12 protein-coding genes are annotated in these 12,347 nt (G+C 71.4%); 9 read left to right on the forward strand and 3 right to left on the reverse strand.

Annotation, left to right across the window (positions count from 1 at the left end; all coding sequences use genetic code 11):
- Positions 1–7: 7 nt before the first annotated feature.
- The 3 genes from ACIQBL_RS25980 (at position 8) to ACIQBL_RS25990 (ending at position 3,344) form a co-directional block, all read left to right on the forward strand.
- Entirely contained in the window at positions 8–1,480 is a 1,473-nt protein-coding gene (locus ACIQBL_RS25980; protein WP_401945317.1) for an NCS1 family nucleobase:cation symporter-1, read from the forward strand.
- 5 nt (positions 1,481–1,485) lie between these two features.
- Positions 1,486–2,208 (forward strand): aspartate/glutamate racemase family protein, encoded by a 723-nt coding sequence (locus tag ACIQBL_RS25985; protein ID WP_401945318.1) that lies wholly within the window; start codon positions 1,486–1,488, stop codon positions 2,206–2,208.
- A 188-nt stretch (positions 2,209–2,396) separates the two neighbouring features.
- On the forward strand, positions 2,397–3,344 hold the full coding sequence (locus ACIQBL_RS25990; protein ID WP_401945319.1) for a glycoside hydrolase family 6 protein: 948 nt from the start codon (positions 2,397–2,399) through the stop codon (positions 3,342–3,344).
- A gap of 15 nt (positions 3,345–3,359) precedes the next feature.
- On the opposite strand, the gene ACIQBL_RS25995 is transcribed toward ACIQBL_RS25990, so the two are convergent.
- Both ACIQBL_RS25995 and ACIQBL_RS26000 read right to left on the reverse strand, forming a co-directional pair.
- The gene (locus tag ACIQBL_RS25995) at positions 3,360–3,836 is read right to left on the reverse strand and encodes a GNAT family N-acetyltransferase (RefSeq protein WP_401945320.1); all 477 of its coding nucleotides are present in this window, start codon (positions 3,834–3,836) and stop codon (positions 3,360–3,362) included.
- Positions 3,833–4,312, reverse strand: coding sequence for a RidA family protein (locus ACIQBL_RS26000; protein WP_401945321.1), 480 nt, complete (start codon positions 4,310–4,312; stop codon positions 3,833–3,835). The genes ACIQBL_RS25995 and ACIQBL_RS26000 overlap by 4 nt, the downstream gene beginning before the upstream one ends.
- Positions 4,313–4,674: 362 nt before the next feature.
- Here ACIQBL_RS26000 and ACIQBL_RS26005 point away from each other — a divergent pair, with 362 nt between their 5' ends.
- On the forward strand, positions 4,675–5,442 hold the full coding sequence (locus tag ACIQBL_RS26005; RefSeq protein ID WP_401945322.1) for a nucleotidyltransferase domain-containing protein: 768 nt from the start codon (positions 4,675–4,677) through the stop codon (positions 5,440–5,442).
- Between the two features lie 166 nt (positions 5,443–5,608).
- Complete coding sequence (locus ACIQBL_RS26010; RefSeq protein ID WP_401945323.1) at positions 5,609–7,468, forward strand: FUSC family protein; 1,860 nt, start codon at positions 5,609–5,611, stop codon at positions 7,466–7,468.
- Positions 7,469–7,514: 46 nt separating this feature from the next.
- On the opposite strand, the gene ACIQBL_RS26015 is transcribed toward ACIQBL_RS26010, so the two are convergent.
- On the reverse strand, positions 7,515–8,465 hold the full coding sequence (locus tag ACIQBL_RS26015) for an endonuclease/exonuclease/phosphatase family protein (RefSeq protein ID WP_401945324.1): 951 nt from the start codon (positions 8,463–8,465) through the stop codon (positions 7,515–7,517).
- 127 nt (positions 8,466–8,592) lie between these two features.
- Here ACIQBL_RS26015 and ACIQBL_RS26020 point away from each other — a divergent pair, with 127 nt between their 5' ends.
- The 4 genes from ACIQBL_RS26020 (at position 8,593) to ACIQBL_RS26035 (ending at position 12,345) form a co-directional block, all read left to right on the forward strand.
- Positions 8,593–9,981, forward strand: a complete 1,389-nt coding sequence (locus ACIQBL_RS26020; protein ID WP_401945325.1) for an amidohydrolase — start codon at positions 8,593–8,595, stop codon at positions 9,979–9,981.
- 32 nt (positions 9,982–10,013) lie between these two features.
- Entirely contained in the window at positions 10,014–11,234 is a 1,221-nt protein-coding gene (locus ACIQBL_RS26025) for a cytochrome P450 (RefSeq protein ID WP_401945326.1), read from the forward strand.
- A 78-nt stretch (positions 11,235–11,312) separates the two neighbouring features.
- Positions 11,313–12,002 carry a DUF899 domain-containing protein gene (locus tag ACIQBL_RS26030; protein WP_401945327.1) on the forward strand — a complete coding sequence of 230 codons (690 nt, stop codon included), beginning with the start codon at positions 11,313–11,315 and terminating at the stop codon, positions 12,000–12,002.
- Positions 12,003–12,162: 160 nt separating this feature from the next.
- Positions 12,163–12,345 carry a hypothetical protein gene (locus ACIQBL_RS26035; protein ID WP_401945328.1) on the forward strand — a complete coding sequence of 61 codons (183 nt, stop codon included), beginning with the start codon at positions 12,163–12,165 and terminating at the stop codon, positions 12,343–12,345.
- Positions 12,346–12,347: the final 2 nt, after the last annotated feature.

A 12,347-nucleotide genomic window follows, 5' to 3' on the forward strand; every position in this document is an offset into this window, starting at 1 on the left:
AGGCCCCGTGTCCCTCGCCGATCGTGCCGAAGCCACCGGCACACCAGCGTTCGTCCCCGACCCCCGGCTCACCAACGAAGACCTCGCCCCCGCCGGCAAGCGCAACTGGAAGGTCTTCGACCTCTTCGCCATGTGGATGTCGGACGTCCACAACCTCGGCAACTACACCTTCGCCGCAGGCCTGCTGGTCCTCGGCATGAACGTCTGGCAGATCTTCACCTCCCTGCTCGTCGGCTTCGTGCTCATCTACGTCGGCATGAACTGGATGGGGAGGATCGGGCAGGCGCACGGCGTCCCGTTCCCGGTCGTCAGCCGCATCAGCTTCGGCGTCTGGGGCGCCAACATCCCGGCCCTCATCCGGGCCGTGATCGCCATCATGTGGTACGGCATCCAGACCTACCTGGCGTCCGTCGCCGTCAACGTGATGCTGCTGGCCGCCTGGCCGGGACTGGAGTCCTGGACTCACCACTCCTTCCTGGGACTTGACGCCCTCGGCTGGGTCTCCTTCGTGTCCCTGTGGCTGATCCAGGCGGTGATCATCAGTCAAGGCATGGAATCGGTAAGGAAGTTCCAGGACTTCTGCGGTCCCGCGATCTGGCTCGTGATGATCGCGCTGGCCATCTGGGTACTCGCCAAGGCGGGTTGGAGCATCTCGCTCACCTCCACCCCGCACCCGGTCTCGTTCGGCGAGCAGTGGCGGCAGTGGTTCGGCGCGATCGGCCTGATCCTCGCCACGTACGGCACGCTGATGCTCAACTTCTGCGACTTCTCCCGCTTCGCCCCGGACTACAAGACGGTCCGCCGCGGCAACTTCTGGGGCCTGCCCATCAACTCCACCGCGTTCGTGGTCGTTTCGGTGATCGTGACGGCCGGCTCGCTGGAGGTCTGGGGCCAGGCCATCACCGACCCGGCCGAGTTGGTCGCCAAGGTCGGCAACACCTGGGTGATGGTGCTGGGCGCGCTGACGTTCGCCGTCGCCACCATGGGCGTCAACATCGTCGCCAACTTCGTCTCACCGGCGTACGACCTGGCCAACGTCTGGCCGCAGAAGATCACGTTCAAGATCGGCGGCATGATCAGCACGGTCGCCGCGCTGGTCGTGACCCCGTGGAACCTCTTCTCCAACCCGACCGTCGTCAACTACTTCCTCGGCGGCCTCGGTGCCTTCCTCGGCCCGCTGTTCGGCGTGATCATGGTCGACTACTACCTGGTGAAGCGCGGCCGTATCGACGTCGACGAGCTCTTCGACGCGACCCCCGGCTCCCGCTACTACTACAAGAAGGGCGTCAACCCCAAGGCCCTGTGGGCGTTCCTGCCCTCGGCGGCGGTCGCGGCCGTACTCGCACTCGTGAAGACGTTCAGCGACGTCGCCCCGTACTCCTGGTTCATCGGTACGGCCCTGGGCGCCGGCCTCTACCTGCTGATCTGCCGCTCCGAGCGAGCCGCCTCCGAGACCGTTCCCGAGCCGGTGGAGGTCTGAGCGGAGTGCGCATCGTCGTCACCAACTGCAACACCACGCAGGAGATGACCGAAGAGATCGTACGAGGTGCCCGGGCCGCCGCAGGCCCGGGCACCACCGTGACCGGACTGACCCCCGCGTGGGGGCCGGAGTCGGCGGAGGGCTGGCTCGACAGCTATCTCTCGGCGGCGGCCGTCATGGACCTGCTGCGGACATACGACGGCCCGTCCTACGACGCCGTCGTCATGGCCGGCTTCGGGGAGCACGGGCGCGAAGGCGTCCGGGAGCTGGTGGACGTACCGGTCGTCGACATCACCGAGGCAGCCGCCCACCTGGCCTGTCTGCTGGGCCGACGGTACGGCGTCGTCACCACGCTGGAACGGTCCTGCGGCCAGATCGAGGACAGCCTGGAGCTGGCGGGGGTGGGCCGGAACTGCGCGGCGGTCGTCGGGACAGGGCTGAGCGTCCTCGACCTCGCCGGTGACGAGGACCGCACGGAGGCGGCGTTCCTGGCGGCGGCGGAACGGGCGCGGGCGGCCGGCGCCGAGGTACTGGTGCTGGGCTGCGCCGGGATGACGGGCTTGCAGCGGGCGGTGGGGGAGAAGCTGGGGCTGCCTGTCGTGGACGGGGTCGGGGCGGCGGTGAAGCTCGCGGAGTCGCTGGTGGGGTTGGGACTGACGACGAGCAGGGCGGGGAGTTACGCGAGACCGGTGCCTAAGAGACGGGGCTGGGGACAAGCGCCCCGATAGGGGCGCGGGGAACTGCGCGACCAGCCACGACGGCGCCGCACTCGCCAAACGACACATCGCGGCACTCTCAACGGCGCATCCGTAGGGGTGATCTTGCCGCGACCTGACCGGCGCCACGGCGACTCGTGCCTGCGTGCCACACAGACTCGCGAAAGGACGAGTCCCCACCGGCGAGAACGGAGTCACCCTTGACCAGGCCGGTATCCCGCACCCTCCTTGCCGCCCTGCTCACTGCGTTGTGCTGCGCCGGCGCAACCCGCGACGTACCGGAACCCTTCTGGACCGACCCCGACTCCCGAGCCGCACAACAGGCGACCACCTGGCGCGAGTCCGGCCGAACAGCCGACGCCGCGCTGATGGACCGCATCGCCGCCAACCCCGTCGCGGAGTGGCTCAACGGCCCCGACCCCGGCCCCGTCGTCCGCGCCCGCACCACCGCAGCCGCCCGCGCAGGGCGGATCGCCGTACTCGTGGCGTACTACATCCCGAACCGCGACTGCGGCCAGTACTCGCTGGGCGGCGCCCCCACCGCGGCCGACTACCGCGCCTGGATCGACGAGTTCGCGACCGCCCTCGGCGACCGGGGCGCCTACGTCATCGTCGAACCGGACGCGGTGGCCCAGGTGGTGGCGGGCTGCACCCGGGTCGTGGCGAACGACCGCTACGCCCTGCTCGCCCACGCCGTCGACCGCCTCAAACGCCAACCGCACACCCACGTCTACCTCGACGCCGGCAACGCCGGCTGGATCCCCGAGGCCTGGCGACTCGTCGACGCGCTCAAGGCGTCCGGGGTCGCCCGCGCCGACGGCGTCGCCCTGAACGTCTCCAACTTCCAGACGGACAAGGCGAGTTCGACGTACGGCGACCAGCTCTCCAAGGACCTCGCCGGCCTGCACTACGTCATCGACACCAGCCGCAACGGCAACGGCCCCTACATCGGCACGGCCGTGTGGTGCAATCCGCCCGGCCGCGCACTGGGTACGCCTCCGACGACCCGCACGGACAACCCCCTCCTCGACGCCTACCTGTGGATCAAACGCCCCGGCGAGTCCGACGGCACCTGCCGGGGCGGCCCGGCGGCGGGCCGGTGGTGGCCGTCGTACGCCCTGGAACTGGCCCGCAACGCACTTCCCTGACCTATGACTTGGGCGTTATGGCTTGGGCTCCCACTCGTACCGCACGTCCGGTTCCCGCTCCTCGTTGGTGCTGCCGTCCGTGTACTCGACGGCGACGAAGCCGTGACGCTCGTAGAAACGGTGGGCGGGCCTGTTGACCTGGAAGGTCCACAGGTGCAGGCCCTGCGGACTGCGTTCCTTCGCGAGTCCGACGAACTGGTCGCCGAGGCCGCGCCCGCGCCAGTCCGGGTCGAGGTACAGCTGGGACAGCAGACCGCCGTTGAGCACCATCAGCCCGACGATCCCGCCGCCGTCCCCCGCGTCGGCGACCCAGATCTCGCGCAGCGGCACGACGACGTCCCGGAAGTAGTCGCGCACGTCGTCGGCGGAACGAGGGCTGACGACGGTCGGCAGCGCGGCGGCGAACGAACGCAGCCACACATCGGCGGCGGGGCGCGCGTCGGGGGCGGTCGCCCGGCGGAGCGTGACGACGGTCTCGGGGCCGGGATTCACGGCCGTGCCACCTCTTCCGATACGGATGATGCGCACGGTACGGACGCTGCGCACGGTACGGACGGTGTGGATGGCGCGGCCGGTACGACGGCCGTCGCCGTGATCTCCACGAGCTGCCCGGTGTATCCGAGACAGGCCACGCCGACGAGCGTGGACGCATGCGGCCCGGCGCTGAGCCCGGACGCCTCGACCACCTCCCACACGGCGGACAACACCGAGGGTTCGCCGCTGACGACGTACACGTCCGTCGCCACGACATGCCCCAAGTCGCTCCCGACCGCCCGCAGTTGCTCACCCAGATTCACCAGCACCTGCTCGGCCTGCCGCACTGCGTCCCCCTCGCCGACCACCTTGCCGTCGACGTCGAGCGGAACAGCCCCGGCGAGGAAGGCGAGCTTCGTACCGGCTTCGACGACGGTGGCGTGGGAGTACGTGGGTGGCGGGAAGAGGGTGCGGGCGGTGACGCGTTCGAGCACGGGGGCTCCCAGGGGTCGGTTGATCGGTAATTCGGCGGTGGGTAATTCGACGGTCGGCAATCGGCGGTCGACGCAGCGCGGAGGGCAGCCGATCACATGGGCGACGGCGTCCGCACCCCAATTTCCGCGGAGACATCGGCAGCGGAGTGGGCGGGCGGAGGGGTCGGGATACGGGTACGCCTCGGTGATGGCCGCGTAGAGCCGCCGCCGACACGGCCCGGAACTGCTCACTCCGCTCGGCGGCCTCGACCCGCTCGACGCAGTACAGGCGGATTCGCGGGACAGCGACCGTGGGGAGGAAACGCGTCGCGCCGGGCGGTGATGCCTGCGTACGCTTCCGGGGACGGGATGGAGGCGCGCTCATGTCCACGCTCGGCGACGACGCGGAGTTTCTCGACACCACCGCCGACCGCCTCGCCACCCTCCCCACCGTGCAGGCCGTAGCCCTCGGTGGTTCCCGTGCCCAGGGCACCCACCGAGCCGACAGCGACTGGGACTTGGCGGTCTACTACCGCGGCCCCTTCGACCCCGCCGATCTCCGTGCCCTCGGCTGGGAGGGGGAGGTCTCCGAGGTCGGTGGTTGGGGCGGGGGAGTCTTCAACGGGGGTGCCTGGTTGACCGTCGACGGGCGGCGGGTCGACGTGCACTATCGCGATCTGGACGTGGTGGAGCGGGAGTTGGCGGAGGCGGTGGAAGGGCGTTTCCGGGTGGAGCCGTTGCTGTTCCATCTCGCCGGGATTCCCAGCTACCTGGTGGTCGCCGAACTGGCGATCAACCGTGTGCTGCGGGGTGAACTGCCCCGCCCGGACGACTATCCCGCGAAGCTGCGGCTCTCCGCCGCCGACCGCTGGCACGGCACCGCCCGCGCCACCCTCGCGTACGCGCAGGCCAACCACGCCCCGAAGGGCCGCCTCACCGAGGTCGTCGGTGCGCTCGCCGTGGCCGCCGTGCAGGCCGGGCACGGGGTGCTGGCGGGGCGGGGGGAATGGGTGACGAACGAGAAGGGGTTGTTGGAGCGGGCCGGGCTGCGGCAGGTCGACGGGATCGTGGCAGGGCTGCGCGCCGAACCGGAGACGCTCCTTCGCGCCGTTTCCGACGCGGAAGCCCTCTTCTCGGCGTTGCGTTCATAAAGAACGCGCCCTTACGGCGAACCTTCACACCCCCGAAATACGGCCGGGCCGTTCCGCACGGGTGCCCGAACTACCGTGGACACCACAGCCACAACCACAGCCACAACCACAGCCCCGGCCACCGTCGCCCGAAGGCACACCCCGCCCTCGTCAGGACAGGAGCCCTGTGTCCCGTCGCACCCCCGCACTCTCCCTTCCGCCCTGGCTCGCCCACACGCTCCGTGCGCAGCGCGGGCCGGTTCCGTGGAGCGCGGTCACGCGAGGGGCGCTGGCCGCCGGACCCCTTCTCCTCGTCGCCGTACTCGCCGACAGGACATCTCTGGGAGTGCTGGCCGCGCTCGGGGCGATGCTCGCCGGGATCAACGACCGGCCCGGCAGCCGGCGGGCCTCGGTCAAGCGGCTCGGCGGGCCCGCGCTCGCGGGAGCGGCCGGGCTGCTGGTCGGGACGTACGCCGGGGCGCATGTCGGGGCTGTCGTGCTGACCCTTCTCCTCACCGGGATCGGGCTGGTGGCCGGCGGCTTCAGCGCCATCGGGCCGGTCGCGTCCGGTGCCGGTACGCAACTCCTCGTCGCCTCCGCGATCGGCGCCGGGATGCCCCTGCCCGAACCGGGGTGGCAGCGGGCCCTCGCGTTCCTCGCCGGGGCTGCCTGGCTGGTCCTGCTGAGGTTGGCGCTGCCCACGCCGGGCGCGATCGCCGGTGACTACCGGTTCGACGGCGAGCGGGACGCCGTAGCCGCCGTGTACGACGCGATCGCCGCGCTGCTCGACGCCACCGGTGGGCCGGAGGCGACGGCCCGGCGCGCCGCGCTTACCGCCGCGCTCGATCACGCGCAGGACGCGCTCGCCGGGCCCCGGCTGCGGCGGTACGCGAGTTCCGCGACCGAGCGGCGGCTGCACGGGCAGTACGCCGCCGCGCTGCCGCTGGCCGAGGCCGCGACCGCGCTCGCGTGGGGTGGGGAGCCGGTGTCGGGCCGGGCGTCCGAAGGGCCGCGTCGGCTCGCCGTCGCCGTGCGCGACAACGCGCACACCGGGCCGCTGCCCGCGCCCAACCGTTCGGCGCCCGCGCTGCGCGCCCTCGACGACGCCCTGCTGCACGCCGCCGACGCCTTCGACCAGGCGGAGGGGAGCGATCTGCATGCGCGGAGGGGTACGGCAACAGGCTTGATCCGTAAGGCCTTTGGGGCCGGGGGACGGGAGTACGGGTTCCGGGTCGCCCTCTGCTTCGGGGTCAGTGCCGCCGTCGCCCAGGCGTTGCACCAGGCCCGCTGGTACGGGCAGCACGAGCACTGGTACTGGCTGCCGGCCACCGCCGTCTTCCTCGTCAAGCCCGACCTCGGACCGCTTGCCTCGCGGGCGCTGAGCCGGGCGGCGGGGACCGTGCTGGGGGCCCTTGTTTTTGCCGGGTTCGCCACCGTGTTGCCTCGGCCGGAGGGGCTTGTCGCGCTCGTGGCGCTCTGCGGTGCGCTGATCCCCGTCGCCACCCGGCACTTCGCCGCGCAGACCGCCGTCGTCACCGTCCTCGTGCTCTCCCTCGTCATGGTCGGCGGCGAACCGCAGGCCTCCGTCGGCCGGATCGGCGAGACGCTGCTGGCCTGCGCGATCGTGCTGATCGTCGGGCATCTGCCGATGCCGGGGGAGCGCGGCGGGGGCGTACGCGCCCGGCTCGCGGCGGCGGGCGGTGCCGCGCACGCCTACCTCGTCCATGTGCTGAACGAGTCCGGCGACCGCGCGGAGCGCTGGACCCTGCGCCGCGAGGCCTACCGCACACTCGCCGAGGCCCGCGGCGCCATCGCCGTCTCGGCCGCCGAACTCCCCGCCCTCGCCCGGCACACGGAAGGCACGGACGAGGTCGCGGCCGTCCTCGAACGGCTCGTCGACACGACCACCGCCTGCGCCGTCCACCTCGACGACACCGGACGACTCACCCGCCGGCACATCGAGCAACTCACCGAACTGCTGGAGGAGTTCGAGCGCGGACGGGGGCGGGTCGGGTTGCGGCCCATCGAACTGCCCATCGCCGTATAGCCGGTTCGGCTACGCAGGGAGCAACTCCACTCCGTTGCGCGGGGAGTTACTCCACCCGCACCCACACCGGTGCGTGGTCCGACCCCGGGGCCTCCCGTCGCTCCGCCGGATCCGGTCCCACGGAGGGCAGTTGGGGCGCTCCCGCGCCGGGCAGTCCCGTCCCCGCCGCCGTCACCCGCTGGACCAGGTGGCGGCTTGCCAGGATGTGGTCGATCAGTTCGCGGCGCCCGGAGTCGATCCGGGAGTAGCGCTGGTCGGTGGGGATCAGGGGCGCCACGTCCCACAGGCGGGTCGCGTCGCCCTGGTCGGGGTGGTCGTATCCGGGCGTGCCGATCTCCGAGCCGGGCGGGCCGAGCAGGATCTGTGTGGTGGCCGCCTGCACCTCGTCGTTCATGTCGCCGAGCACCGCCATGTCCCGGGTACGGCCCTCACCGGCGAGCAGCTCGTCCGCCAGCGCCCGCAGCGTCGCCGCCTCGGCGGCCCGGCGGTAGAGGGCGTAGGCGCCGTAGCGGGCCCGTTCGCCCTCGTCGTGGGGGAAGAAACGGTTGCCCGGGTAGGTCAGCAGCTTCGACTTCAGATGGGCGACCGCCACCGTCAGCGGCCCGGTGTCCGTCGTGACCTCCACCGCCAGGAAGCCCCGGCCCGCCGTCGGCTCCTCGGCACCCGAGTCGTCGGACTGCACCGGGCGCAGCTGCGCCGGGAACGCGTTCGTGTCGGCGACCACCCGCGGCGGGGTACGGCTGAGGAAGCCGACCCGGATGCCCCGGACGTCCGGATGCGCGGAGGTGGCCGTGTGCCACTCGCCGTCCAGCATCCCGGCCAGGTCGTCGAGCGCCGCCGGATCCCCGACCTCCTGGACGCCGAGCAGCACCGGGTCCAGCTCGGTGATCACGGCGGCGAGGGAGGCGAGCTTCGTCTCGTAGGCGGCCTTGTCCTTGGGGCCGGACGGGCCGCCGGGGCGGAACAGGTTCTCGAGGTTCCAGGTGCCGAGGAGCATGCGGGGCTCCTTCCAGAAGCCTTGGTCGTGAGACAAGCGTGCTGGTCCGGGGCGGATCGCGACAGCGCGACGCCGGGATGCGCGGTTGGGCTCACGCGGGGCGAGGACGACGCCGTACGTTGGGAGAGTGAGTGACTCTCCCGCCGGTTCCCCCGCCGGTTCCCCCGCCGGTTCCCCCGTGGATCTGGTGATCACCGGCTGCGCCGTCCTGGTCCACGACGACCGGGGGCGGATCCGTTTCGAGCAGGACGCCGCGATCGTCGTACGGGACGGGCTCGTCGAGTCGGTGACGAGCGCGGCGGACGTGGTCGGTCTCGCCGCCGTCGAACGCATCGACGCGTGCGGACAGGTGGCCCTGCCCGGGCTGATCAACTGCCACACCCACGCGCCGATGGTCGCGCTGCGCGGGCTCGCCGAGGATCTGCCCACGGAGGAGTGGTTCAACGACGTCGTCTGGCCCGTCGAGTCCAACCTCACGGAGAAGGACGTGGAGTTGGGGGCGCGGCTCGCCTGCGCCGAGATGATCCGCGCCGGGGTCACCTGCTTCGCCGACCACTACTTCTCGATGGAGACGGTGGCCGCCGTGGTCGCCGAGTGCGGGATGCGCGCCCACCTCGGCGAGGCCTACTTCTCCTCCCAGGGGCCTCAAGGCCGGGAGAAATCACTGGAGTTCGCGCTACGGCACCGGGGCACCGCCGACGGCCGCATCACCACCGCCCTCGCCCCGCACGCCCCCTACACGGTGACCGACGCCGACCTCACCGCCACCGCCGAACTCGCCCTGGAACACGGCCTCCCCGTCCACCTCCACGCCGCCGAGAACCGCGACCAGACCGACACCAGCCTCGCCCGCCACGGCGTCACCCCCGTCGAAGTCCTCGACCGCACCGGCCTGTTGGCCACCGACCTGCTCCTCGCCCATGGCACCGGCATCGTCGACCGCGACCTGCCCGTCCTGGAGCGCGCGAGCGGCCGCATCGCGGTCGCCACCGCGCCCCGCGGCTACCTCAAGTTCGCCTGGCCCGACACCACTCCGATCCGCGCCCTGCGCACCCTCGGCATCCCGGTCGGCCTCGCCACGGACGGTGCCGCCTCCAACAACTCCCTCGACGTGTGGGAGTCGATGGCCCTCACGTCCTTGGTGCAGAAGTCCGCCGAGGGCGACCCGCGCTGGCTGACATCACGTCAGGCGCTGCACCACGCGACCCTCCAGAGTGCGCAAGCGGTCGGACTGGGTGACTCGATCGGGTCCCTCGCACCGGGACGGCGGGCCGACATCGTCCTCGTCGACCTCACCGGGCCGCACACCCAGCCCGTCCACGACCTCGCCGCCACCCTCGTGCACAGCGCCCGCTCCGCCGACGTCCGCACCACGATCGTCGACGGCCGCGTCCTGATGCGCGACCGCGAGCTGCTCACCCTCGATGTACCCGCCGTCGTACGGGAGTTGGGCGACCGGCTGCCCGCCCTCGTCGACCGGAGTCACGGCCGGCGCATCCAGGAGTACGACACCTGATCCGCGCACCGGTCGCCCCTAGGCTGTCCTCCATGGATCTCGCGGAAGGCCTTCTCGACCACCCGTACGACGTGTACCGGCGCCTGCGCGACAGCGCCCCCGTGCACCGCATCGCCGGCCCCGACGGCACCCCCGCCTGGCTCGTCACCCGCTACGACGACGTCCGGGCGGCGCTGGCCGACCCGCGGCTCTCGCTGGACAAGAGGCATGCCACGGCCGGGACCTACCAGGGCTTCTCGCTGCCGCCCGCGCTGGACGCGAACCTCCTCAACATGGATCCGCCGGACCACACCCGTGTCCGCCGACTGGTCGGCCGCGCCTTCACCCCCTCTTTATTCGCGGCGCGCCCCTGCGACTCACTCGCGGTGCGCCGAACCGAGCAGCTCCGTAAGCCCATTCGGCGCACCGCCGACCAACTCCTCGACGCGCTGGGCACGGAGGGCGACACCGACCTCATCGCCTCCTACGCGGCGCCCCTCCCCATCACCGTCATCTGCGACCTGCTCGGCGTGCCCGACCGGCACCGGCGGGACTTCCGGGTGTGGACCGACACCCTCGTCGCGCCCGCCCCGGGGACACCGCCCGAGGCCGGCAAGCACGCGGTCGTCGCGATGCTCGGCTTCTTCACCCAACTCCTCGCCGACAAGCGGGAAGAGCCCGCCGACGACCTGCTCTCCGACCTGATCGCCGTACGCGACGAGGGAGACCGGCTCAGCGAGGACGAGTTGATGTCCCTCGCCTTCCTCATCCTCTTCGCCGGGTACGAGAACACCGTCCAGCTCATCGGCAACGCCGTGCTCGCCCTGCTGCAACACCCCGAACAGCTGGCCGCGTTGCGCGAGGACCCCACCCAACTCCCGGCCGCCGTAGAGGAGTTCCTGCGCTACGAAGGGCCCGCGCTGCTCGCCATCCGGCGCTTCCCCGTCGAGGACGTCACCATCGGCGGGGTCACCATCCCGGCCGGCGAGACAGTCTGGGTCTCCCCGTCCGCCGCGAACCGTGACCCGGGCCGCTTCCCCGACCCCGACCGGCTCGACCTCGGCCGCGACACCTCGGGGCATCTCGCGCTCGGCCACGGCATCCACTACTGCCTGGGCGCGCCGCTCGCCCGCGCCGAGACCGAGATCGCGCTCGCCGCTCTCCTGGAGCGCTTCCCCCGGCTGGAGTTGGGGGAGGACGAGGTGCGGTGGCGGCCGTCGCTGCGTGCCCGGGGACTGCTCGCGCTTCCGGTGACGTACGCGACGAATCCCTAGGATTTTCCTCGCGGCGGCGATGAGTTCCCGTCCCCGCTCCGGTCCACCCCTCAACGGACCGTTGTCACAGGAGGGCCCATGTCGCTTCCGGAGATCGTCTCGCGCGAGCAGTGGCGCGCGGCGCGCGAGGAACTGCTGGTCAAGGAGAAGGCGGCCACGCGCGCGCGGGACGCGCTGAACGCCGAGCGGCGCGGGCTGCCCATGGTGGAGATCGACAAGGAGTACTTCTTCGAGGGCGGCGACGGGAAGGCCACCCTGCTCGACCTCTTCGAGGGGCGCGGCCAACTCGTCGTCCACCACTTCATGTTCGCTCCCGAGTGGGACGCGGGCTGCCGCAGCTGCTCGGCGTTCCTCGACCAGGTCGGGCACCTCGCCCATCTGAAGGCACGCGGCACGACGTTCGCCGCGGTGTCGAGAGCGCCGTACACCAGGATCCTGCCGTTCAAGGCGCGGATGGGCTGGACGGTGCCCTGGTACTCGTCCTACGGCGGGGACTTCAACCAGGACTTCGAGGTGACGTTCGACGGGGACGGGGAACCCGTCGAGCGGCCGGGCATCAGTTGCTTCCTGCGGGACCGCGACCGGGTGTTCCACACCTACTCGACCTATGAGCGCGGGCTCGACGGGCTCGGTTCGACGACGACCTTCCTGGATCTGACCGCGTTGGGGCGGCAGGAGGAGTGGGAGAAGCCCATGGGGCGCGCGTCGGCGCTCGGGGCGCCCGCGGGCAGTGAGCGCGTCCGCTATCACGACGAGTACGAGGACTGAACGGGAAAATTGTTTCGAGAACCTGTGCCGAAGATGTGTGGCCAGGTGTCGACTATGTCTCAGTACCGTCACTTCGCGAGCCGTTCACCGTACTGTCGGCGTTTAACTCTAGGAGGCTTCACGAAGCTCTCCGAGTTTCAGCACGACAGGGAGGTACAGGGTGAACGGGCGAACGGTGCTTGAGCGTTTTCCCGCCGGCGGGCCGCGTGGCTCGTGGCCGGCGGAGGAGTTCGCGCAGGCGCGCCGTCTGGAGGGCCTGCAGGCTGAGGTCGTCATGGACATCGCGACCGACGCGTTCCTGGTGGTCGTGCCCAGCGGCGACGTCGTGGACGCCGCCGCCTGAGA

The sequence above is a fragment of the Streptomyces sp. NPDC088350 genome (genome assembly GCF_044753545.1).
In the GTDB taxonomy this organism is placed as follows: Bacteria; Actinomycetota; Actinomycetes; order Streptomycetales; family Streptomycetaceae; genus Streptomyces.